22 protein-coding genes and 1 pseudogene are annotated in these 22,980 nt (G+C 64.0%); 11 read left to right on the top strand and 12 right to left on the bottom strand.

The genetic code is table 11. The annotated features are described in order from the left end of the window. Positions 1-13 precede the first annotated feature (13 nt). Both WCJ41_RS05415 and mutL read left to right on the top strand, forming a co-directional pair. Complete coding sequence (locus tag WCJ41_RS05415) at positions 14-1,333, top strand: pitrilysin family protein (protein ID WP_336904818.1); 1,320 nt, start codon at positions 14-16, stop codon at positions 1,331-1,333. Positions 1,334-1,443: 110 nt separating this feature from the next. Further along, positions 1,444-3,174 (top strand): DNA mismatch repair endonuclease MutL, encoded by a 1,731-nt coding sequence (gene mutL / locus WCJ41_RS05410; RefSeq protein WP_336904817.1) that lies wholly within the window; start codon positions 1,444-1,446, stop codon positions 3,172-3,174. A gap of 98 nt (positions 3,175-3,272) precedes the next feature. Here mutL and WCJ41_RS05405 read toward each other — a convergent pair whose 3' ends face one another. From WCJ41_RS05405 to WCJ41_RS05395, 3 genes are read right to left on the bottom strand one after another with little or no spacing between them, the layout of a single operon-like run. Continuing rightward, positions 3,273-4,373, bottom strand: coding sequence for a mandelate racemase/muconate lactonizing enzyme family protein (locus WCJ41_RS05405; RefSeq protein ID WP_336904816.1), 1,101 nt, complete (start codon positions 4,371-4,373; stop codon positions 3,273-3,275). Next, positions 4,370-4,933 (bottom strand): 16S rRNA (guanine(966)-N(2))-methyltransferase RsmD, encoded by a 564-nt coding sequence (rsmD, locus tag WCJ41_RS05400; protein ID WP_336904859.1) that lies wholly within the window; start codon positions 4,931-4,933, stop codon positions 4,370-4,372. The genes WCJ41_RS05405 and rsmD overlap by 4 nt, the downstream gene beginning before the upstream one ends. Then, positions 4,899-5,675, bottom strand: coding sequence for a pseudouridine synthase (locus tag WCJ41_RS05395; protein WP_336904815.1), 777 nt, complete (start codon positions 5,673-5,675; stop codon positions 4,899-4,901). The genes rsmD and WCJ41_RS05395 overlap by 35 nt, the downstream gene beginning before the upstream one ends. Before the next feature lie 15 nt (positions 5,676-5,690). Here WCJ41_RS05395 and WCJ41_RS05390 point away from each other — a divergent pair, with 15 nt between their 5' ends. Next, positions 5,691-6,167 carry a nucleoside deaminase gene (locus WCJ41_RS05390; protein ID WP_336904814.1) on the top strand — a complete coding sequence of 159 codons (477 nt, stop codon included), beginning with the start codon at positions 5,691-5,693 and terminating at the stop codon, positions 6,165-6,167. On the opposite strand, the gene WCJ41_RS05385 is transcribed toward WCJ41_RS05390, so the two are convergent. From WCJ41_RS05385 to purD, 4 genes are read right to left on the bottom strand one after another with little or no spacing between them, the layout of a single operon-like run. Beyond that, on the bottom strand, positions 6,151-6,987 hold the full coding sequence (locus tag WCJ41_RS05385) for a patatin-like phospholipase family protein (protein ID WP_336904813.1): 837 nt from the start codon (positions 6,985-6,987) through the stop codon (positions 6,151-6,153). The two genes, WCJ41_RS05390 and WCJ41_RS05385, sit on opposite strands and share 17 nt — an antisense overlap. Continuing rightward, entirely contained in the window at positions 6,984-8,048 is a 1,065-nt protein-coding gene (locus tag WCJ41_RS05380) for a phosphotransferase family protein (RefSeq protein ID WP_336904812.1), read from the bottom strand. Before WCJ41_RS05380 ends, WCJ41_RS05385 begins: the two co-directional genes overlap by 4 nt. Beyond that, positions 8,038-8,940 carry an alpha/beta hydrolase gene (locus WCJ41_RS05375; RefSeq protein WP_336904811.1) on the bottom strand — a complete coding sequence of 301 codons (903 nt, stop codon included), beginning with the start codon at positions 8,938-8,940 and terminating at the stop codon, positions 8,038-8,040. The genes WCJ41_RS05380 and WCJ41_RS05375 overlap by 11 nt, the downstream gene beginning before the upstream one ends. 37 nt (positions 8,941-8,977) lie before the next feature. Then, positions 8,978-10,252 carry a phosphoribosylamine--glycine ligase gene (gene purD / locus WCJ41_RS05370; protein ID WP_336904810.1) on the bottom strand — a complete coding sequence of 425 codons (1,275 nt, stop codon included), beginning with the start codon at positions 10,250-10,252 and terminating at the stop codon, positions 8,978-8,980. Positions 10,253-10,346: 94 nt separating this feature from the next. On the opposite strand from purD, the gene xseA reads away from it, so the two are divergent. Then, on the top strand, positions 10,347-11,744 hold the full coding sequence (xseA, locus tag WCJ41_RS05365; RefSeq protein WP_336904809.1) for an exodeoxyribonuclease VII large subunit: 1,398 nt from the start codon (positions 10,347-10,349) through the stop codon (positions 11,742-11,744). A gap of 4 nt (positions 11,745-11,748) precedes the next feature. Here xseA and WCJ41_RS05360 read toward each other — a convergent pair whose 3' ends face one another. Beyond that, a complete protein-coding gene (locus WCJ41_RS05360) occupies positions 11,749-12,978 on the bottom strand; it encodes an aminopeptidase (protein ID WP_336904808.1) in 1,230 nt (409 codons plus the stop codon). 85 nt (positions 12,979-13,063) lie between these two features. Between WCJ41_RS05360 and WCJ41_RS05355 the strand changes: the two genes are divergently transcribed. Further along, the gene (locus WCJ41_RS05355) at positions 13,064-13,279 is read left to right on the top strand and encodes a DUF2093 domain-containing protein (protein ID WP_336904807.1); all 216 of its coding nucleotides are present in this window, start codon (positions 13,064-13,066) and stop codon (positions 13,277-13,279) included. Here the strand turns inward: WCJ41_RS05355 and WCJ41_RS05350 are convergent. After that, the gene (locus WCJ41_RS05350; protein ID WP_336904806.1) at positions 13,263-13,523 is read right to left on the bottom strand and encodes a hypothetical protein; all 261 of its coding nucleotides are present in this window, start codon (positions 13,521-13,523) and stop codon (positions 13,263-13,265) included. The two genes, WCJ41_RS05355 and WCJ41_RS05350, sit on opposite strands and share 17 nt — an antisense overlap. 107 nt (positions 13,524-13,630) lie before the next feature. Between WCJ41_RS05350 and WCJ41_RS05345 the strand changes: the two genes are divergently transcribed. Both WCJ41_RS05345 and WCJ41_RS05340 read left to right on the top strand, forming a co-directional pair. After that, positions 13,631-15,028: a 3-deoxy-7-phosphoheptulonate synthase class II gene (locus WCJ41_RS05345; protein ID WP_336904805.1), complete on the top strand. Its 1,398-nt coding sequence runs from the start codon at positions 13,631-13,633 to the stop codon at positions 15,026-15,028. Between the two features lie 138 nt (positions 15,029-15,166). Beyond that, positions 15,167-15,859 (top strand): glutathione binding-like protein, encoded by a 693-nt coding sequence (locus WCJ41_RS05340; RefSeq protein WP_336904804.1) that lies wholly within the window; start codon positions 15,167-15,169, stop codon positions 15,857-15,859. Here the strand turns inward: WCJ41_RS05340 and WCJ41_RS05335 are convergent. Together WCJ41_RS05335 and WCJ41_RS05330 are read right to left on the bottom strand one after the other, a co-directional pair. Beyond that, positions 15,856-16,752, bottom strand: coding sequence for a DMT family transporter (locus tag WCJ41_RS05335; RefSeq protein WP_336904803.1), 897 nt, complete (start codon positions 16,750-16,752; stop codon positions 15,856-15,858). The genes WCJ41_RS05340 and WCJ41_RS05335 overlap by 4 nt on opposite strands. Next, positions 16,749-17,669: a DMT family transporter gene (locus tag WCJ41_RS05330; RefSeq protein ID WP_336904802.1), complete on the bottom strand. Its 921-nt coding sequence runs from the start codon at positions 17,667-17,669 to the stop codon at positions 16,749-16,751. Before WCJ41_RS05330 ends, WCJ41_RS05335 begins: the two co-directional genes overlap by 4 nt. 195 nt (positions 17,670-17,864) lie before the next feature. Here WCJ41_RS05330 and cysS point away from each other — a divergent pair, with 195 nt between their 5' ends. From cysS to rarD, 3 genes are all read left to right on the top strand, one after another. Beyond that, entirely contained in the window at positions 17,865-19,214 is a 1,350-nt protein-coding gene (gene cysS / locus WCJ41_RS05325) for a cysteine--tRNA ligase (RefSeq protein WP_336904801.1), read from the top strand. Between the two features lie 147 nt (positions 19,215-19,361). Then, positions 19,362-20,960, top strand: coding sequence for a citramalate synthase (gene cimA / locus WCJ41_RS05320; protein ID WP_336904800.1), 1,599 nt, complete (start codon positions 19,362-19,364; stop codon positions 20,958-20,960). Positions 20,961-21,036: 76 nt separating this feature from the next. Further along, complete coding sequence (gene rarD, locus WCJ41_RS05315; protein ID WP_336904799.1) at positions 21,037-21,960, top strand: EamA family transporter RarD; 924 nt, start codon at positions 21,037-21,039, stop codon at positions 21,958-21,960. Positions 21,961-21,963: 3 nt separating this feature from the next. Here rarD and WCJ41_RS05310 read toward each other — a convergent pair whose 3' ends face one another. Beyond that, positions 21,964-22,563, bottom strand: a complete 600-nt coding sequence (locus tag WCJ41_RS05310; protein ID WP_336904798.1) for a TIGR00730 family Rossman fold protein — start codon at positions 22,561-22,563, stop codon at positions 21,964-21,966. Positions 22,564-22,734: 171 nt separating this feature from the next. Between WCJ41_RS05310 and WCJ41_RS05305 the strand changes: the two are divergent. Next, positions 22,735-22,980 (top strand): annotated as a pseudogene (locus WCJ41_RS05305) (hypothetical protein); the annotation flags it as partial.

Here is a 22,980-nt window from a genome sequence, read left to right as displayed (position 1 = left end):
GAAGATGATGAGCATGTCAAAATCCATCCGCAGCCTGCTGCTCTTTCTCGGCCTGTTCCTTGCCTCGGCGGTCAGCGCGAACGCATTTACCATCCAGGAGGTCACGAGCCCCGGCGGCATCAAGGCCTGGTTGGTTGAGGAACACGCAATCCCGCTGCTCTCCATGAAGTATTCCTTCCGTGGCGGCTCCGAGTTCGACCCCGCCGGCAAGGAAGGGCTGTCCGAATTCCTCACCGGCATGATGGACGAGGGTGCCGGCGAGATGCTCTCTTCCGAGTTTCAGAAGAAGCGTGACGAACTCGCCTTCCGCATGTCCTTCGACTCCGGAAGTGACTTCTTCGAGGGCGGCTTCCAGACGCTGGCGAAGAACCGCGATACCGCGACGGATCTCCTCAAGCTTGCCATCACCTCTCCGCGTTTCGACGCTGAGCCGCTTGAGCGCATGCGCCAGCAGTACCTGCTGAACGTCAAGGAAAAGCTGCAGGATCCGCAGTCCATGGCCTGGCAGGCATGGATGGACGAGATCCTCCCTGGCGATCCTTATTCGCGCCCTGACGAAGGTACCGAAGCCAGCATCTCCGCCATCACCGCGGATGATCTCAAGGGCGCACACCGCCGCATCTTCAACCGCGACGCGCTGCAGGTTGCGGTGGTGGGTGACATCACGGTGAAAGAACTCGGCGCCATGCTCGACAAGGTGTTCGGCAGCCTGCCCGAGAAAGGCCCGGACCTGCCGAAGTTGGCGGAAGCCAAGCCCGTCACGGGACCGAAGCTCAAGGTCATCGAGCGCGACATGCCGCAGAGCGTCATCGCCTTCGGCACCGAAGGCATCAAGCGCGACGATCCTGACTTCATCCCGGCCTTCGTCATGTCTGAAATCCTCGGCTCCGGCGGCCTCACCTCGCTGTTGTCCGAGGAAATCCGCGAGAAGCGCGGCCTCACCTATGGCGTCAGCTACGGCCTCTCGCCCATGGGCCGCGTCGGCCTCTACGCCGGCTCGCTACAGACCAAGAACGAGTCTGCCGGCGAAGCGCTCGATGCCGCCCGCGCAGTAATCAAGAAATATGCGGAGGAAGGTCCGACCCAGAAGGACCTCGACGAGGCCAAGACCTTCCTCACCGGGTCCTATGCCCTGCGCTTCTCATCCAACAGCGCAATCGCCAGCCAGTTGCTCGGCATCCAGCAGCAGAACCTTGGCATCGACTATATCGAGAAGCGCAATGCGCTGGTGGAGGCGGTGACGCTTGACCAGGCCAAGGCCCAGGCCAAGCGCCTGCTTCACCCGGACCGCCTGATCGTCACCGTGGTAGGCAAGCCGCAAGGCGTGAAGTAACCACTGATTTTCCTCTCTCCCGACCGGGAGAGGGGATTTATCAAGTCGGGCGGGGGGATAACTCCCCTGCGCCGTTTCGCCCAGGGCCACTCTCGCGCTAGTCTTCCCCCATGCGAATCCGGCGACTCTCAGAAGGAACGGTGAACCGCATCGCGGCGGGCGAGGTGATCGAGCGCCCCGCGAGCGTGGTGAAGGAACTCGTCGAAAACGCCATCGACGCCGGTTCCAGCCAGATCGACGTGGCCTTCCGCGGCGGTGGCAAGAGCCTGATCCGCGTCTCTGACGACGGAATCGGCATGGGGCCTGACGACCTGGCTCTTGCAGTCGAGCGCCACGCCACTTCGAAGCTCTCCGACGACGACCTGATCGACATCCGCTTCCTCGGCTTCCGCGGCGAAGCGCTGCCGTCGATTGGCGCGGTCAGCCGCCTTGCAATCTCCTCAAAGCCGCGCAGCGGCGGCGATGCACATGTCATCACCGTGGAGGGTGGCCACCTCACGCCGCCGCGCCCGGCCGCCCTCAACTTCGGCACCGAGATTGACGTAAAGGACCTGTTCTTCGCCACGCCCGCCCGCCTCAAGTTCCTGAAGGCCGACCGCACCGAAACGGTAGAGGCAGCGGAAGTCGTTCGCCGCATGGCGCTGGCGCATCCGGAGATCGGCTTCGCCTTCGTCACCGAAGAGCGCCGCCTCGTCGACGTGCCGAAGGATGAGGGTGAGGAAGCGCGCATCCGCCGCATCCTCGGCGCGGAGTTCATGGAGAATGCCGTGCCCTTCGAACTCGATCGCGAAGCCGTTCGCGTGCGGGGCTATGCGGGGCTTCCAACCTGGTCGCGCAACAACTCGGCCCAGCAATACATGTTCGTCAACGGCCGCAGCGTGCGTGACAAGCTGATCTCCGGCGCCATCCGCGGCGCCTATGCCGATGTGCTGCCATCGGGCCGGTTCCCTGCGCTGGTGCTGTTCCTCGATTGTCCGTCGGAGCGGGTGGACGTGAACGTGCATCCCGCCAAGGCTGAAGTGCGCTTCCGGGATGGCGGTCTGGTGCGCGGCCTCATCGTCAGCGCCATCCGCGAAGCGCTCGGGCGCAAGCGCGCACCCGACACGGGGCTTTCACGCCAGACAGTCTCCTCCTTCCGGCCAGTCATGCCGCGCCCCTTCAATCACCGTGGCTTTGATGAGGATGAGAAGCAGGCGGCTCTCGCCATGAACATGCCGCCCGCGTCTGCGCCTGTCACGGAGCCGCAGGTGGCGCAGCCCGACTATCCCCTCGGCAATGCCCGAGCCCAGATCCACGACAACTACATCGTTGCGCAGACGAGGGATGGCTTCATCCTCGTCGACCAACACGCCGCACATGAGCGCCTCGTCTATGAGCGCCTCAAGCGCGAGCGGGCTGATCGAGGTGTTGAAACCCAGCCGCTGCTTGTGCCCGAAGTGGTTGACCTCGATCCCGTACAGGTGGAACGCCTGGCTGGTGCGGCCGAACTTCTTGCCCAAGGGGGCCTCGTGCTTGAAGCTTTCGGCGACGGGGCAGTCATCATCCGCGAAGTTCCCGCCGCAATCGGGAAGGGCGATATTTCCGGCATCGTCCGCGACGTTGCCGACGAGCTCAGCGAACTCGGCGTCACCACCAGCATCGAAGATCGCATCAACCACGTGCTCGCCACCATGGCCTGCCACAATTCCGTTCGTTCCGGCAGGAAGCTGCGCCCCGAGGAAATGAACGCCCTGTTGCGCGAGATGGAAGCAACGCCCAACTCCGGCCAGTGCAACCACGGCCGGCCGACCTTCATCGAGCTGAAGCTTGCCGATATCGAGAAGCTGTTCGGAAGGCGATGAGGAATGAGTTCATCATGCGCGGGCTTGACCCGCGTATCCTTTCGATGCCCCTGAAGGATGCCCGGGTCTTCGCCCGGGCATGATGAATTGCGCGCGAACTAAACCTCGCTCACCTTGTACTGCGCCTTTTCCAGCCAGGCCGGGTTGATTTCCACGCCCCAGCCAGGCGCATCGGTTACCGTCGCCTTGCCGTCTTCGATGCGATAGGGCTCGCCGAGGAAGATGTCGTACTGCCACGGATAGTAATCCGCTTCCTCGATCGAGAACTCGAGATACTTGCCCGCATTCGGAATGGCCCGCAGCAGGTGCATGGTGCACATGGTGACGAGCGACAGGTTGGCCGCATGCGGCGTCACCGGCAAGCCTGCCCTTTCCGCCATCTTGCAAACGTGCAGCGTGCGCAGCATGCCGCCCATGTACATCACGTCGGGCTGGATGACATCCACGGCACGCATGTCGATCATGGTCTCCCAAGCGGTGTACTCGCAGTCCTGCTCGCCGCCGGTGACGTCGATTGACAGGGCGTCCGTCACTTCCTTGGTCCAGGCGAATTCCCAATAGGGGCAGGGCTCCTCGAAATGGCCGATGCCTTCCGCTTCCAACAGCCGCCCGACCTCGATCGCCCGCTTCGGCGTGTAGCAACTGTTCCCATCGACCAGCTTGGCCACGCCATCGCCAAGCGCGCGCGACACCGTGGGGATGATCTCCTCGGTGCGGCCCGGCCACTCGTCCCTGTCACGGCCGCACTCGGCGCCAACGCGCCACTTGAAGGCGTCGAAGCCTTTCTCATCCCGCAACTTGCACAACCGGTTCGCCTCATCCTTCGGTGTGATGTCGCGCTTCATCGAGGAGGCATAGGCGCGCAGCTTGCCGGGCGTGCCGCCCAGCAGCACGGTGACAGGCTTTTCTTCCAGCTTGCCGCGCAGGTCGAGGAGGGCGGTGTCGAGGCCCGTCATGGCGCGGCGGAGATAGGATCCCGGATACTTGTGTTCGCGCTCGCCGATGAGCGCCAGCGTATCGGCGAAGTCGAGTGCATCGGTGCCCAGTGCATGGCGCGCCACCTGGCGGTGAAAGATCTCGCAGGTGATGTCGGAATTATAGGTCGAGACCTGCCCCCATCCCTGGTGGCCCGTGTTGCTTGTCGCCCGCACGAAGCCAACGAACTCGTTGCAGAAGGTCTCCAGTTTCTTGATCTTCACGAAGCTTCTCCACGGTAGAGACGAATTTTGGTCTCGCCGTAATCGCGCGCGTCGACCAACGCAAGCCCGGCAATGTCCTTGATCTCGGCCTTTTGTGACTCTTCCAAGACGATGATGCCGCCAGGGTTGAGCCAGTCGCCTGCCACCAGCGATTTCAGCGCCTTCTCCCCCAGATCCTTGCCATAGGGCGGGTCGGCAAAGACGAGGTCAAAGCGTGGCTGCGGCGTGCAGAAGCCAAGATCGGTCGCATCACGCCGCCAGATCTTGACCAGACCGATCACGCCCAGCGCGTCGGCATTCTTGCGGATGAGCCCGCGTGCCTCCGAGCTTTCCTCGACGAACTGGCAGAAGCGGGCCCCGCGTGAAACGGCTTCGAGCCCCATGGCGCCGGTGCCGGCGAACAGGTCCAGCACGCGCGCACCTTCGAGGTCCAGCCCGTCGATGCCATGCGCCAGGATGTTGAACACCGACTCCCGCACGCGATCGCTGGTCGGCCTGGTCGCGGAGCCATGCGGCGGCGCGATGCTATGGCCTTTGAACTTTCCACCGACGATGCGCATCATCTTCCTTCTTGAAGAACTTGTCCCCGATCGAGGACTTCATTGCCTTCGCCGGCACTTCCTCGATGCCGCCGCGTGCGAGCTCGCCCAGCTGGAACGGCCCGAAGGCGGTGCGGATCAGTCGGTTCACCTGCAGGCCAAGGTGCTCGCAGATGCGCTTCACCTCGCGGTTCTTGCCTTCCTTGATGGCAATGGTCAGCCAGGTATTGTCACCCTGCACGCGCTCAATCTGCGCTTCGATGGGCCCATAGCGCACGCCTTCGACTTCGACGCCGTTCTCGAGCTTCTTGAGGGAGGCTTCGTCGATGTGTCCGAAGGCTCGCACCCGATACTTCCGGATCCAGCCGGTCGCCGGCAGTTCGAGGAAGCGCGCCAGCTCGCCATCATTGGTCAGCAGCAGCAGCCCCTCGGTGTTGATGTCGAGCCGCCCGATCGACACCACCCGGGGCAGCTGGGAGCGAAGCTTGTCGAAAACCGTGGGACGGCCTTCCGGGTCATGGTTCGAGACCACCAGCCCGCCCGGCTTGTGATAGCGCCACAGCTTGGTCGCCTCCTTCTGCGGCAGCGGCTGGCCGTCAATCAGGATCACGTCCTTGTCCGTCACATTGGTGGCGGCCGAGGTCAGCACCTTGCCGTTCATCTTCACCCGGCCTTCGCCGATCAGCCGTTCGGCGTCCCGCCTCGAGCAGATGCCTGCCCGGGCGATCACCTTGGCGATGCGTTCTCCGTCGAATTCGCTCATCTTGACCCGTCACCCATGAATGCCTCAATTGGCACGATGCGACTGAATCTGCCAGCCCCCCTTGAAATCGCCTTCGCGGAAGCCGAAGCCGCCGCCCTCCGGGGGGAGGTGCCGGTTGGTGCCGTGGTGGCAGACAAGGCCGGTAATGTCATCGCCCGCGCCGGCAACCGCACGCTGGAACTGAAGGACCCGACCGCCCACGCCGAAATGCTGGCGATCCGGGCGGCAGCGGAAATCCTGGGATCGGAACGCCTCGTCGACTGCGACCTGCACGTGACGCTGGAGCCCTGTGCCATGTGCGCCGCCGCCATTTCCTTCGCCCGCATTCGCCGCCTCTACTTTTCAGCGGGTGACGAGAAGATGGGGGCGGTGGATCAGGGCCCCCGATTCTATTCGCAACCGACCTGCCACCATGTGCCGGACGTCTACAGCGGGCTTGGCGAGGATCGGGCAAAGCTGCTGCTGAAGGATTTCTTCAGGTCAAGGCGGTGAGGCGCTTCTCGAGTTCGCGCTTCAGCTGGTCCTTGGCCGGCTGCGCCTGCTCGATCACCTCCCTGATGCGGAAGAAATCGGCGCCCGAGAAGCTGTCGATTGCGGGCCGTACATAGATATCCGGCGGGCTGATCTCGCGCCTGAGGCTGGCCACCTGGTTGAACAGGATGAGAAGCGACCCCACGGCCAGCTCCATGTTGGAGCGGTGCTTGCCATTGGCGTCGCGCGGTCGGCCTGACACGTCCACCGCGATGACGATGTCCACGTCTTCCCGAACATGGTTGAATGGAACCGGATTGGTGACACAGCCATCGACATAGGTATGTCCGTCATACTGGGTGCCGAGGATCACACCCGGAATGGCAATCGACGCGCCCACCGCCTTGACCAGCGAGCCACTCTCGATCACCCGCTCTTCCATCGCGTCGAAATCCGTGGCGATCACCTTGAAGGGGATCGGCAGATCCTCGATCAGACCCGGCAAGGTTTCAGGCAGCACCAGCCCGGCGAGCTTCTCGCCATGCACATGCAGCGAGGCGAGGCCGCGCAATGCCAACAGGTCGAATGGGTTCACGCGCCTCTGCCCGAAGGCAAAGCGCAGCGCGCCGATGCGGTTCGATAGCAGCATTTCGGCGCGATCCCGGATCTCCCGCGCACTCATGCCGCCGGCATAGCCCGCCCCCAGAAGTGATCCGATGGAACAGCCCGCAATCACCTTGGGCTTGATGCCGAGTTCATCGAACACTTCGAGCACCGGAATATGCGCCAGTCCCCGCGCGCTGCCGCCACCGAGTGCCAATCCGATCGAAGGTTCGCTCATGCCCCTGCCTTGCCTGCAAAGGTCCACGCCGTTTCGGCCAGTGGCCGCACCTGCCGCGCCATTGCGTCGGCATCCGCATTGGCTGCCGTGCCGTCGCGCACCCGGCCGAGAATGCCCTGCAGGATCGCCGCGAGCCGGAAGAAGTTGTAGGCCATGTAGACTGATAGCTCCGGAATGCCAGTCCGCCCGGTGCGGTGGCAGTAATCTGCAATATAGGTATGAATGACTGGCATTCCAGGTTCGGCCTCGTGCCCCTTGAGCGAGCCGACGCCTGCACCCGTCTCTGACACCGGCATGAACCACTGCATCAGGTGATAGGTGAAATCCGCCAGCGGGTCGCCCAGCGTCGATAGCTCCCAATCGAGCACGGCGATCACGCGCGGCTCCGTTGGGTGGACGATGCAGTTATCGAGCCGGAAATCGCCATGCACGATTGTGCCGCCGGAATCTGCGGGGCATACGCCCGGAAGCCAGGCGATCAGCTGGTCCATCTCCGCGATGGTCTCCGTTTCCGACGCGCGATACTGCTCGCTCCAGCGCTTGATCTGCCGCGCCACATAGCCCTGTGGCCTGCCAAAATCGCCCAGCCCCAGCGCAACAGGATCGAGCCCGTGCAACTGCGCGATGGTGGCGTTGAGGGAGTCGAACAGCGCCGCACGCTCATGCCCCGAAAGGCCCGGCGCATGCGGCTCCCAGAACACCCGGCCCTCGGCATGTTCCATCACATAGAAGGGCGCACCGATGATGCTGTCATCGGCACAGAGGTGCAGCGGCCTGGCCACGGGAAACCCGGCCCCCGCCAGCGCTTCCGTCACCCGGTACTCGCGCTCGATGGCGTGGGCGGACGGCAGCAGCTTGCCGAAGGGCTTGCGCCGCAACACATAGGAGCTTGTGGGCGTCGAGAGCTTGTAGGTGGGGTTCGATTGCCCGCCCTTGAATCGGGCCAGCGTCAATGGACCGGCAAAGCCATCGATGTGCTGTGCCAGATAGGCATCCAACGCAGTGGCATCGATGTCGGAAGCGGTGGTGCCGGAAAAGGCCTGCTGCCGGTCAATGCGCATGGCGTTCCAGGAAGGGGAGCAATGTGGCGAGCAAGTCGTGCGGGTTTTCCTCGGAGATGAAGTGGCCGGCGTCGACGCCGTGGCCTTCGACGTTCTCGCACCATTCATGCCACGTCTCGAGTGGTCCTTCGGTCTCGCTGGGGATGCCCGCCGTGCCCCACAGCGCCAGCGTGGGGCAGGCGATCTTGCGGCCCGCAGCATGGTCCACCACATCCGCAGCGAGGTCATAGGTGGCGCCGGCGCGATAGTCGTTGCAGGTGGCGTGGATGTGTTCCGGCGTCGCGTAGTGCATGCGATATTCAGAGAGAGCGCCTTCGCTGAAGGCCGAGAGGTCCTTGGACTTGGTCCAGCTGGCGATGGTGTAGTCGAGATAACCCACCGGGTTCGGCTCGATGAGCATCTCGGGCAGCGGGTGCGGCTGGGCCAGCATGAGCCAATGGTAAGTCTTCATCGCAAGCCGTACCGTGAAATTGTGCCACATCGCATGCGTTGGCACGATGTCGAGCACGGTGAGGCAATTGACGGCTTGGGCTGAGTCCAGCGCCATGCGGTAAGCAACACGCGCGCCGCGGTCATGGCCCACCACGGCGAAACACTCGTGCCCAAGGCTCTTCATAAGGGAAACGAGGTCCTGTGCCATGGCGCGCTTGGAATAGGCTTCGTTCTTGGGGTCGTTTTCCGGGCAGGAGGAATAGCCATAGCCACGCAGGTCCGGCATCACGCAGGTGAAGCGCTTCATGAGATCCGGCGCAACCTTGTGCCACATGGCATGGGTCTGCGGAAAACCGTGGATCAGCAGCAATGGCGGACCGGAGCCGCCGATGCGCGCGAAAATCTCGACGCCGGCGTGGTTGTGCCGGTATTCCTGCGTGCCGGGGAAGAGCGTGCTCATGGGGGCAGGTTACACCCGCCCCCGCATTCCGCAAAGTTCAGCGATTGTCCTCGCGCGCCAGTGCCCGCCAGGCGATGTCGCGGCGGCAGAAGCCTTGCGGCCAGTCGATGCGGTCGACTGCGGCATAGGCCCGCTCCCGCGCCTCGTGCACGGTGGCGCCCCGCGCCGTGACGTTCAGCACGCGCCCACCATTGGCGACGATAACGCCATCCTTGGCGGCGGTGCCCGCATGGAAGATTTCGACGCCGTCCACGGCCGAGGCACGATCGAGGCCGCGGATCTCGCTGCCCTTCACCACATCACCCGGATAGCCCTTGGCGCACATCACGACGGTCAGCGCCACGTCATCGAACCAACGCGCGGAAACCTTGTCCAGCGTGCCGTCGCAGCAGGCGAGAAGCAGTGTGACGAGATCATCCTTCAGCCGCATCATGAGGACCTGGGTTTCCGGATCGCCGAAGCGGCAATTGTATTCGATGAGCTTGGGGCCTTCCTTGGTGAGGATCAGGCCCGCATAGAGCACGCCCACGTAAGGCTGCCCCATGTCCTGAAGCGCGCGGATCGTGGGCTTCACGATTGTCTCCAGCGCCTCCTCGCACAGTGCAGGCGTCATGCACGGGGCAGGGGAATAAGCACCCATGCCGCCGGTGTTGGGGCCGGTGTCGCCGTCACCCACCCGCTTGTGGTCCTGCGCGGTGGCTAGCGGCAATGCGTTCTTCCCGTCGGTGAGCACGAAGAAACTGGCCTCCTCGCCCTTGAGGAATTCCTCGATCACGCATTCCGCCCCGCCGAACTTGCCTGAGAAAATGTCGTCCACGGCCTCGCGCGCCGTTACCATGTCCATCGCCACGGTCACGCCCTTGCCGGCCGCAAGCCCGTCCGCCTTGATGACGATGGGCGCGCCATGGGCATCGAGATAGGCGAGGGCGGCTGCCTTGTCCGTGAAGCGGCCATAGGCGGCGGTCGGAATGTTGTATTTCGCGCAAATGTCCTTGGCGAAGCCCTTGGAGCCTTCGATCTGGGCGGGAAACTTCTTCGGGCCGAAGCACTTGATGCCGGCGGCGGCCAGGTCATCCGCCAGCCCCGCTACCAGTGGTGCCTCCGGGCCCACCACCACGAGGCCGATGGCCTCCGCCCGGCAGTAGGCAGTCACCGCGGCATGATCGGTCACCTTCAGGTCCACGTTGCGGGCGATCTGGCCGATGCCGGGGTTGCCCGGTGCCACGAACAGCCTGTCACACAGCGGGCTGTTGGAAATGGCCCAGGCCAGGGCGTGCTCGCGGCCACCGGACCCGATCAGAAGAATGTTCATGCCTGCACCCTCGCTGGCGCGTGCCGCGCGCCAATCCTTGCTTTCGCCCGCCTTTTTGCATTTGATGGCCGTGAATCAAAGCGCGGAATTTGCCATGTCCACCATCTGGGACCACGACCCGGAAACCGGCGAGATCATCGAGGGCGGCGGCTCCAATGCCGGTGAATACTCGGTCTCGGAGATCGCCCAGGCGCTGAAGCGCACGCTGGAGGATACCTTCGGCCATGTTCGGGTCAGGGGCGAGATCTCGGGTTATCGTGGGCCCCATTCCTCCGGCCACTGCTATTTCTCGATCAAGGACGAGGGCGCCAAGCTCGATGCGGTGATCTGGCGCGGCAGCTTCGGCCGCCTGCGCGCCAAGATGCAGGAGGGGCTGGAGGTCATCGCCACCGGCAAGATCACCTCTTACCCAATGAAGTCGGGCTATCAGATCGTCATCGAGTCAATCGAGCCCGCGGGCGTGGGCGCCCTCATGGCGCTGCTCGAAGAACGCAAGAAGAAGCTCACCGCCGAGGGCCTGTTCGATGCCGCGCGCAAGCGCCCGATCCCGTATCTGCCGAAGGTCATCGGCGTCGTCACCTCGCCCACCGGTGCCGTGATCCGCGACATCCTTCACCGCCTGAATGACCGCTTCCCGCGTCACGTGCTTGTCTGGCCGGTGCGCGTGCAGGGCGACACCTGCGCGGCGGAAGTGGCCGCCGCCATCGCCGGTTTCAACGACATGGCCCGCAAGCCCGATGTCATCATCGTCGCGCGTGGTGGCGGCTCGCTTGAGGACTTGTGGGGTTTCAACGAGGAGATCGTGGTGCGGGCCGCTGCTGCCAGCGCCATTCCCGTCATTTCCGCCGTTGGTCACGAAACCGATACGACGCTGATTGACTACGCTGCCGACCTCCGCGCCCCTACGCCCACCGCCGCCGCCGAGAAGGCCGTTCCCGTGCGTGCCGACCTGGTGGCCGAGGTGGCGCGGCTTGATGCCCGCATGCAGGGCGGGCTTCGTCGCGGCATGGATGAACGCTTGACCCGCGTGCGCTCCGCCGGGCGCGCCCTGCCGCGGCCCGATGAACTTCTCGCCCTCGTGCGCCAGCGCTTTGATTCCGCCTCGGGCCGTCTCGCACAGGCGCTCAAGGCCAATACGCGAGAGCATGGTGCGCGCCTGCAGCGCGTGGCGCCGCGCCTCACGCTTGCCCCCATGCGCACGCTGATCGTCAATGAGCGCCGCTCACTGGACCTTTCAGGCCGGCGTGCGGCGCAGGCGCTGTCACGCCTCGTCGCCTTCCAGCGCCAGCGTTTCGATGGTGTGGCGAAGCTCGCGGACAGCCTCTCCTACAAGTCCGTGCTGCAGCGCGGATTCGCGCTGGTGCGGGATGAGAAGGGCAAGCCCGTTCATCACGCCGGTGACGTCAAGGTGGGCGCGGCACTGCGCCTCGAATTCGCCGACGGCGAGGTGAAGGTGCGGGAGGACAGCCCCAAGCAGGGCCGCCTACTTTAGCGCATCAGATCGCCCACTCGCCCTTGCGCATCAGCGCCTCGGTCGTGCCATCGGCGGCAATGCCGTCAACATCGAGTTCACCGGAGCCGATCATCCAGTCGACATGAACGAGGCTTGAGTTGGCACCGAGTGCCGCCAGTTCTTCCTTCGAGCGCTTGGAGCCGTCGCGGATGTTCTCGGTATAGGATTGGCCTACCGCGATGTGGCTCGCGGCATTCTCGTCGAACAGCGTGTTGTTGAAGATGATGCCGCTCTTCGAGATCGGCGAGGAATGCGGCACGAGGGCCACTTCGCCGAGGCGTGCGGCACCTTCATCGGTGTCGATGAGGTTGCGGAAGGCGTCCTGGCCTTTTTCCGCCGTCATTTCCACGATCCGGCCGCGCTCGAAGCGCACCTTGATGCCGTCGATCAGCGAACCTTGGTAGGAGAGCGGCTTCGACGAGCACACGATGCCGTCCACCCTGTCCTTGTGGGGCGCGGTGAACACTTCTTCCGTTGGGATGTTGGCGTTGCAGAACACGCCGTTCAGTGCCTTGCCGCCGCCGCCCTTCCACGTGTGATCATCGGCGAGGCCGATCGTGAGATCGGTCCCGGGGCCCTTGTACTTCAGTGCCTTGTAACGTCGCTTGTTGAGGAATTCCGTGCGGCGACCAAGATCGGCATTGTGCTTTTCCCAGGCTGCGATCGGGTCCGGCAGGTCAGCCTTGGTGCAGGCGAAGATCGCCTTCCACAGGCGGTCGACCGCTTCTGCCTCAGGGACGCCGGGGAACACTGACTTGGCCCATGCAGGCGTGGCAGCTGCAATGACGCACCAGTTGATGGCAAAGCCAGTGATCAGTTCGAGGGCAGGGCGATAGGCCCTGGAGCGTGCCTTGTTGGCGCGGGAAAGCTTGTCGGGGTCCTGTCCGGACAGCAGGGCGGGGTTCTCGCCAGCGATTGCCAACCTGGCCGCGCCACCCCGGAAGGCCTCCGCCATGCCGTTGAACAGCCAGCCGGGTGCGACGTCGAAGGCCCCCTGCGGCGCATGCTGGTAGCGCGCGAGCGTTGTCTCGTCGTCGGCATAGATCGTGGTGACGAGGCTCGCACCCGCCTTGTAGGCTTGTTCGGTGATGCGCCTGACCAGCGGCAGCGCGTCGAGCGGTGCGGTGATCACAAGCTGCTGGTCCTTCTGGAGGTTCAGTCCGGTCCGGATGGCGAGCTTCGCATAGGTATCGAGGAGATTTTCATGGGTCATGGTGTAGAATCTACACGCAAGCCCAGCACCCTGTCCAAAATTTTGGCATCTTCAAAACGGCGCAAAAGAGAGTTATCTGGCAGCCATGAATGTGCTCGATCCCCAGCAGCCTCGGCGTGAGGCCGTGATCCGTTACATGGATGCCGATTTCCAGGTGGTCCGGGAGGGCAATTTCGTGCGCTGCACCGCCACGGGCAAGGCAATCCCGCTTACCGACCTGCGCTACTGGAACGTCACCCGCCAGCAGCCCTATGGCTCCGCCGAGGCAGCCTTTGCGGAGCACGTCAATAGCGGTAGCTGAGGCCCTCCAGGAAGCTCTCGACCTCCGGCTGGTAAAGCACCATCAGATTGGCCCCCAGCACGGCGGCTTGGACGAAAAGCGACATGCCGGCAGACATCGGGGCCGCCCCGGCGGCCTTCCGGATCGCGTAGAACCCCAGAAACAGGGCATTCAGGCCCACCAGCCGTACATAGACCGGCGGGCTGCCGGAGGCCAGGAAGCCGAAGGCATCATCCCATCGCGCAAGGTAGAGGTATTCCAGCATGCCGACCTGGCCTGTTCGCCTGGGCTGGAATCCTACTGCCAAGCCGTGTATAGGCCAAGCCGATTTCACCATAGGTAAGGGGGTTGTCCCCCTTTGGAGTAAAGAAAATGACGACGAACTGGACACCTGACAGCTGGCGGCATTTCCCGGTCGTGCAGGTGCCGGATTACCAGGACCAGGCCAAGCTGAAGTCGGTTGAGGATCAACTCGCCGGCTATCCGCCGCTGGTCTTCGCGGGCGAGGCCCGAAAGTTGAAGCGCAAGCTCGCCCGCGTGGCCGAAGGCAAGGGCTTCCTGCTGCAGGGCGGCGATTGCGCCGAAAGCTTCGCCGAACATTCGGCCGACAACATCCGCGACTTCTTCCGCGTCTTCCTGCAGATGTCCGTTGTCCTCACCTTCGCAGGCGGCCAGCCGGTGGTGAAGGTCGGCCGCATCGCGGGCCAGTTCGCCAAGCCCCGTTCCTCGCCCACCGAGACCATCGGCGGCGTTGAGCTGCCGATCTACCGCGGTGACATCGTCAACGGCGCCGAAGAGACGATCGAGGCCCGCCGCCCCGATCCCGAGCGCCAGATCATGGCCTACCGCCAGTCGGCGGCCACCCTCAACCTGCTGCGCGCCTTCGCGCAGGGCGGCTATGCCAACCTCGAGCATGTCCACAAGTGGACGCTCGACTTCCTCAAGGATTCGCCCGCCTACGAGCGTTACCAGGAAATCTCGGACCGCATCACGGAAGCCGTCGGATTCATGCGCGCCTGCGGCATCAATGCCGATACCGCACCGCAGCTGCGCACCACCGATTTCTTCACCAGCCACGAGGCACTTCTGCTCGGCTACGAGCAGGCGCTGACTCGCGTGGATTCGACGTCTGGCGACTGGTACGCCACCTCCGGCCACATGCTGTGGATCGGGGACCGCACCCGCCAGCCGGACCATGCCCATGTCGAGTTCATGCGCGGCGTGAAGAACCCGATCGGCCTCAAGTGCGGCCCGTCGCTGAAGCCGGATGAACTGATCCGCCTCATCGACCAGCTGAACCCCGAGAACGAGCCTGGACGCCTCACCCTCATCGCGCGCTTCGGCGCCGACAAGGTGGAAAAGCACCTCCCCGACTTGATCCGCGCCGTGAAGCGCGAGGGCAAGGTCGTGGTCTGGTCCTGCGACCCGATGCACGGCAACACGGTCAAGTCGACGTCTGGCTACAAGACCCGCCCCTTCGAGGCCGTTCTGGGCGAAGTGCGCCGCTTCATGGGCGTGCACCAGGCCGAGGGTACCCATGCCGGCGGCATCCATGTCGAGATGACCGGCAAGGACGTCACCGAATGCACCGGCGGCCTCCGGGCGCTGCGTGACGAGGACCTGAACGACCGCTACCACACCTTCTGCGATCCGCGCCTCAACGCGGCGCAGGCGCTGGAACTCGCCTTCCTCGTCGCTGAGGAGATCAAGAAGGAAATGGCCTCGCGCCCCAAGACGGACGACGACGACATCGTCGAGGCTGCGGAATAATCAGCCCAGCATTTCTGCATTCATCATGGCCGGGCTCGTCCCGGCCATCCTTTTTGGTGACCGTGATTTCCGGGGGTTGAAACCCCTCCGCACCCGACCTAACTGTTACACTCACAGTTACGATTGAGCGGAGCGGACATGATCGAACTTTACCACTGGCCCACCCCTAACGGGCACAAGGTCACGATTTTCCTCGAGGAAGCGGGCCTCGTCTATAATCTCCACTCCGTCGACATCGGCAAGGGCGACCAGTTCAAGCCGGAGTTCCTGGCAATTGCCCCCAACAACCGCATACCCGCCATCATCGACACGGCACCCGCCGACGGCGGCAAGCCGGTATCGGTGTTCGAATCCGGCGCCATCCTCCTCTATCTCGCCGAGAAGACCGGGCACTTCATCCCGAAGGACCTGCGCGGCCGAACGGACGTGCTGCAATGGCTGTTCTGGCAGATGGGCGGACTTGGTCCCATGTCGGGCCAGGCGGGGCACTTCGCCATCTATGCGCCGGAGAAGATACAGTACGGCATCGACCGCTACACCAAGGAAGTGAACCGCCTCTATGGCGTGATGAACAAGCGCCTCGCCGACCGGGACTATCTCGCGGGTGACTATTCCATCGCCGACATGGCGTCCTACCCCTGGGTCGTGCCTTACGAGCGCTACAGTCAGGACCTGAACGAGTTCCCGCACCTCAAGCGCTGGTTCGAGGCGATCAAGGCCAGGCCTGCGGTCGCCAAGGTCTATGCGGCGGTGAATCCGTCCTATCAGAAGCCGATGACCGACGAGGAGAAGAAAATCCTCTTCGGCCAGACCGCCAAGTCGTTCGCCTAGACCGACGCCGGCATCGCCATCGCCGCCGGCCTGCGGCGGAACTCCGACACGATGTGCATGAACAGGGCGGCGAGCACGATGCTGCCGCCCACCAGCGTCTGGATCGCCGGCGTCTCGCCCATGAACACGAACACCCACAGCGGGGTGAACGGCACTTCCAATGCCGCCAGCAGTGTCGCCTCCGCCGCGGGCACGCGCTTCGAACCGAAGGTGTAGAGCGCGAGGCCCGCCGCGTTCTGCACGATGCCGAAGGCCACGCAGAGCAGGAAGTCATGTGGCGTGATCGACATGGGCGCGGCAAACCAGAAGCAGGCGAACGAACAGATCCAGGCGGACGCCGCCATGGCGGGCAGCATGGGCACGTTGCGGTACTTCCGCATGATGGTGGTGAAGCCCGCCATGGACATCGTCATCAGCACGGCGAGGAACTGGCCGAACAGGCTGCCGCCCATCTTCGCCCCCCACAGCATCACGCCAACGCCCAGGAGCGCCACCGTGCTGCCGATGAGGGTGGAGCGTGACGGCTTCTCGCCAATCACCACATAGGCCAGTGCCGCCGTCATGAAGGGAACCGTCGCATAGATCACCATGGCATCGGCCACGCTCGTGTAGCGCAGTGAGCCGATGCCGGTAATCATGCCGGCGGCCGAAAGCAGTGCCACACCGAGTGCGGGCCAGCGCAGCGAACGCAGGATCGCCAGGCTCCGCCCACGCTCCATCAGCAGGAACAGCGCAAACACCGCGGTGCCGGAGAAGATGCCGCGCCAGAACAGCATGGTCGTCAGGTCGGCGCTGATCCCGCGCACGAACAGGCCCGACGTCGACCAGCACATCGCCGCCGCGGCGACGAGCAGAAGTCCCATCTGGTGCTGCCGATGTTCGGCGTTGGTCATTGTCTGCTGGCCTTGAAGATGTTGATGGTGTTGGCCGCGAGGATCATCACCCCACCGGCGAGCGACCAGTAGTCCAGTCCCTCATTGTAGATCACGTAGCCCAGCAGCGCGCTCAGCGGCAGCCGCAGGAAGTCCATCGGCATCACCACGGTGGCATCCGCCAGCGAGAGCGCCTTCGATAGGCAATAGTGCGAACCCGTTCCCGCCAGCGCCACCACCGCCACGAAGGGCATCGCCTGCGCCGAGGGCCACACCCAGGTCATCCACGCAGGGATGGCGCCGATCACCGTCTGCATGGTGAACATGAAGAAGATCACGGTGAGTGCCGTGTCGCGCCTTGTGATGTATTTGGTCAGCGTCACGGAAACCGCGAAGAGCAGGGCGGCCAACAGCGCCACGAGGTGGCCCACGTTCAGCGTCAGCCCCGGCTTCACGATCATCAGCACGCCGCCGAAGCCCACGATGAGTGCCGCGATCTTCCAGCCATAGAGCCGTTCGCCGAGGAAGGCGGCGGCAAGGATGGCGATCCACAGCGGCATGGTGAACTCGATGGCGATCACCTCGGCCAGCGGGATCAGCAGCAGCGCGGAGAACCACGCATATTGCCCGCCGTAGTGGACGATGTTGCGGATGCCATGCAGCTTCAGCTGTGACACCCGGTTCTTCAGCCCGCCGTTCAGCATCACCAGGGGCGTGAGGATGATGGTGGCGATGACGCTCCGGAGCAGCATCACCTCGAAGACAGAAACCTCCTGCGCCAGCTGCCGCCCGGCCACTGTCATGCCCAGCGTGGCCGTCAGCCAGCCCGCCATCCACAATCCCGCCTGACCGACCTTCTGCTGCGCCACGTTGCCGACCCGATTCCCGGCCGAAGCATTAACCATGTGGCCCTTGCGCCGATAGGGCGCAAACGGCATGGCACGCCCGCAAAATGCCCAAACCCTTGACCTTTTGGCCCTCCTGACGCATGTTGCGCCTCGAAATGACCCTGAAGCCCGCCATCGCCGCCCTCTGCGGCATTATTTGCAGCTAGCTCACATCCGCTGGCAGGGCGCCCTTTGACCTGAATTCAAGACAAAGCGTACCCGGGCCGGCAAGCCTTGAGGACCCTCATGTCTTTGCGCCTCTACAACACGCTGACCCGCACCAAGGAAGAGCTCGTCCCGCTCGATCCTAAGAACGTGCGCATGTATGTCTGCGGTCCCACGGTTTACGACTTCGCCCATATCGGCAATGCGCGCCCGGTCATCGTCTTCGATCTTCTCTTCCGGCTGCTGCGCCAGGTCTATGGCGAGGCGCATGTCACCTATGTCCGCAACATCACCGACGTCGACGACAAGATCAACGCGCGGGCCCTGCGTGACTTCCCCAGCCTGCCGCTGAACGACGCCATCCGCAACGTGACCGAGAAGACCGCCAACCAGTTCTTTGCGGACGTGGAGAAGCTGGGCTGCTTGGCACCCACCGTGCAGCCGCGCGCCACTGACAACATCCCGCAGATGATCACGCTGATCGAGATGCTCATCACGCGCGGCCACGCCTATCAGGCGGCGGGCGAGGTCCTGTTCAGCGTCGACTCCATGCCCGACTATGGCCGGCTCTCGCAGAGGAACCTCGAGGACCAGCAGGCCGGCGCCCGCATCGCCGTTGATGCCCACAAGAAGAACCCGGCCGACTTCGTGCTGTGGAAGCTTTCTTCTGATGACGAGCCAGGCTGGGACAGCCCGTGGGGCCGCGGCCGTCCCGGCTGGCACATCGAATGCTCCGCCATGAGCAACCGCTATCTCGGCGAAACCTTCGACATCCACGGCGGCGGGCTGGACCTCATCTTCCCGCACCATGAAAACGAGATCGCCCAGACGCGCTGCGCCTTCGGCACGCCCGTCATGGCCAATATCTGGATGCACAACGGCTTCCTGCAGGTCGAAGGCCAGAAGATGTCGAAGAGCCTTGGCAACTTCTTCACCATCAACGAGTTGCTGGCAGACTGGCCGGGCGACGTGCTGCGCTTCAACATGCTGCGCACGCATTACCGCCAGCCCATCGACTGGACGCTGAAGAGCCTTGAGGAAAGCTGGCGCACACTGGAAAGCTTCTTCAACAATGCGGGCCTTGTTCACGCCGAACAGGCGAAGATCGGCGCCTCGGTGCTCGATGCCCTGATGGATGATCTCAACACGCCCAAGGCCATCGCCGAGCTTCACGCGCTGGACAAGCCAGGCCGCCAGAACGAACTCGGCGAAACGCTAAGGGCGCTCGGCTTCTCAGGCAATCTCGTCTCGCCCAAGGCGGAGGCTACGGTTGACGAGGAGGCCGTGAATGCCCTCATCACCGCCCGCCTCGATGCCCGCAAGGCGAAGAACTGGGCCGAGAGCGACCGCATCCGTGATGAGCTCGCAGGCATGGGCATCGCCATCAAGGATAACAAGGACGGCACGACCAGCTGGGAGGTGAAGCGGTGACCTCCTGTTCCTTCGGGGCGCCTACCCTCAACCACCCCAAATTCCGTCACCCCGGCGAAAGCCGGGGCCCAGCTTTCCGCTGGGTTGCCGCCAAAAGCGGGGTCCCGGCTTTCGCCGGGGTGACGGCAACAGTGCAGGACACGTGTCATGAGTAACCCGAAACCGGCCCGCGAACGCATCTACCTGTTTGACACGACCCTGCGCGACGGCCAGCAGACGCCGGGCGTCGACTTCTCGCTCGAAGACAAGCTCGTTGTGATGGGCCTGCTTGACGAGATGGGGGTGGACTACATCGAAGGCGGCTATCCGGGCGGCAACCCCACCGATACGGCACTCTTCGCCACCGAGCGCAAGACGCGCGCCACCTTCACCGCCTTCGGCATGACCAAGCGGGCAGGGCGCTCCGTCTCGAATGACTCCGGCCTCCAGCAGCTGCTGCAGGCCAAGTCGAAAGCCGCCTGCTTCGTGGCCAAGTCCTGGGACTATCACGTGCGCGTGGCGCTGGGCTGCACCAACGAGGAAAACCTCGAGTCGATTCGTCAGACGGTGGAGGCCGCGAAGGCCGCGGGCAAGGAAGTGCTCATCGACTGCGAGCACTTCTTCGATGGCTTCAAGGCCAATCCCACCTATGCCATCGCCTGCGCCGAGGCTGCCTACAAGGCCGGCGCCCGCTGGGTCGTCCTGTGCGACACCAATGGTGGCACGCTGCCGGGCGAAGTGGGCGCCATCGTCCGCCACGTCACCAACCACGTGCCGGGCAGCCACCTCGGCATTCATGCGCACAATGACACCGAACAGGCAGTGGCCAATTCGCTGGCCGCCGTCGATGCAGGCGTTCGCCACATCCAGGGCACGCTCAACGGCATCGGCGAGCGTTGCGGCAACGCCAATCTCGTGTCCATCATCCCGACACTCATTCTCAAGCAGCACTTCGCGGAACGTTTCGAGACAGGCATCGATGCTGAACGCCTGCAGCGGCTCACCCACATCTCGCGGGCTTTTGATGAGTTGCTCAACCGTTCGCCCAACAAGCAGTCGCCTTACGTTGGCAAGAGTGCCTTCGCCACCAAGGCCGGCATCCATGCCTCCGCACTCGCGAAGGAGCCCGAGACCTACGAGCACGTGCCGCCCGAGTCGGTCGGCAATCGCCGCCAGGTGCTGGTCTCTGACCAGGCCGGCAAGTCGAACCTCATCGCGGCGCTCCAGCGCACCGGGCTTGAAGTCTCCAAGGACGACCCGCGCCTCGATGGCCTGCTGCGCGACGTGAAGGAGCGCGAGGCGCTGGGCTATGCCTATGATGGTGCTGATGCCTCCTTCGAGCTGCTCGCCCGCCGGGCGCTTGGCAGCGTGCCAAAGTATTTCGATGTCATCTCGTTCCGCGTCATCGTCGAGGAGCGCGACAAGGAGATGATCTCGGAAGCCGTGGTCAAGGTGAAGGTCGACGACCAGATCTATCTTAACGCGGGCGAAGGCAACGGCCCGGTCAACGCGCTGGACGTGGCACTGCGCAAGGATCTCGGCAAGTACCAGCGCTTCATCGACGACATGGAACTCTCGGACTTCAAGGTGCGCATCCTCAATGGCGGCACGGGGGCAACCACCCGCGTGCTGATCGAGAGTCGCGATGGCAAGGGCAACCGCTGGTTCACCGTCGGTGTTTCTCCCAATATCGTGGACGCTTCCTTCCAGGCGCTGTCCGATGCGCTGGTCTACAAGCTGGTGCGCGAGGGCGTGACGGCGGACTGAGTCATGCACCCTGCACATGTGGCCAAGGCCCCGCCGGGGTTTGCGCCACACCAGTGGAGGGGTCTAAACGGCCCCCATGACCGTGGCCCATGAGAAACCCGCCGCCCGTTCGCTGAGCAGTGTCGAAATCGGCCTGCTGCTGGCCATCGGCGCGCATCTCGTGTGGGGCGGCATGGCCGTCTATTTCGGCCAGATCCGCTACATTTCGCCCATCGAGATCGCGGTCAACCGCGGCGTCTGGGCGCTGCCCATCGCGGCGGCGGTCGTCTGGTACATGGGACAATGGAAGGACGTCTGGCGTGCGGTCAAAAACCCGAAGCACCTTGCCATCCTCACGCTCACCGCCGGCCTCATCGTCTTCAACTGGGGCTTCTACGTCTGGTCCATCCAGGCGGGCCGCACGCTGGAATCGAGCCTCGGCTATTTCATCAACCCGCTCCTGAACGTGTTGATGGGCTATCTCTTCCTGGGCGAGCGCTTCACCACGCCCCAGAAGGTGGCCCTCGCAATGGCCACCATCGCAGTGCTGATCCAGACCTGGGCACTGGGCCACGTGCCGTGGCTCGGGCTGATGCTTGCCGCCACCTTCTGCCTCTATGGCTTCCTGCGGAAGACGATCCCCGTCGGCCCCACCCAGGGCTTCCTTGTCGAGACGGCCATCGTCACGCCGCCGCTGCTGATTGCCGAATGGTGGTTGATGTCGAAAGGCCAGGCGCATTTCGGCACCGATGCCTATTCGACGCTGATGCTGATGGGCTGCGGCGCCATGACGGCGGCGGCCTTGATCCTGTTCACCGCCTCGATCCGCCGCATCCGCTATTCGACGGCGGGCATCCTGCAATACATCTCGCCGTCGCTGGTCTTCCTCACGGCCGTGTTCATCTTCCACGAGCCGATGAGCCCGCTGAAGCTCGTGTCCTTCATCATCATCTGGTCAGCACTGGCCATCTTCTCGGCTGCGGCGATCCGTGATGACTGGCGGCGGCGCAAGGCCGCCTGAGCCTCACATCTTGTTGAGCAGCGGCTGGTCCGGCACCAGTTCGGGCGTCGACTTGAGCCTGTGCTCGAAGGCCGGCACCACATCCTCGGCGCTGCTCACCACGTCCATGCCGAACTCCAGCCCCTCGCGGATGAAGCGCTCGGCCCGCATGTGGTCGAGCAGCGTCACCAACGGCTGCCAGTAATTCTCGATGTTGCACAGGGTGATCGGCTTGTGGTGCTGGCCGAGCTGCGCCCAGGTCGAGATTTCCGCAAGCTCTTCCAGGGTGCCGAGGCCGCCCGGCAGCGCCACGAAACCGGACGACCGCGCGAACATGGTCATCTTGCGCTCATGCATGTCGGCGGTGACGACGAGCTCGTTGACATCCGTCAGCATGCGCTCGCGGTTGGCCAGGAACTCGGGGATGATGCCGGTCACGTGGCCACTGTTCTCAAGAACCGAGCGGGCGACTTCGCCCATCAACCCAAGGCTGCCGCCGCCATAGACGAGGCCGATATTGGCGTCCGCCATGGCTTTCCCCAGCGTCCGCGCGGCGGCCATGTAGGCCGGGTTCCGGCCGTTGCCGGATCCGCAGTAGACGCAAAGTTTACGGGCTGGGCTCATGTAAGGTCTCCTGAACTGGTCCGAATCGCTGCGGTTTGTGCCGCCGCGTGCTGGTTGTTCCCTTCGCAAATCTTTGCCTAAAAGGGAACAGCGGCTTATGAAGGGCAAGGAAACCTCCCCGCGAAGGGGCTAACCCGCCTCGGGCGGGACGTTATTGGGAACGCAAGAAGCATGCAGAACAAGACCCCGATTGTGGTCCTCACCAGCCTCGGCATCGTTGCGGCGGCAGCCGTCGCCGGCCTGACCCGGGATCAGTGGATGGGCCACAAGCCGGATGTGGTGGCAACCGCTCCGGCTCCCGAAGCTCCGAAAGCCCCTGAACAGCCGGCTGTGACGCCTGAGGCTCCGAAGCCTGCCGAACCGCCTGCGGCGGTAAATCCCGCCCCCGCTCCGGCCGAACAGCCGGCTGTTCAGGGG

The organism is Aestuariivirga sp. (assembly GCF_037139295.1).
GTDB lineage: Bacteria > Pseudomonadota > Alphaproteobacteria > Rhizobiales > Aestuariivirgaceae > Aestuariivirga.
Note: the sequence above shows the minus strand (reverse complement) of the source record. Positions and strands in the feature narration are given on the sequence as shown.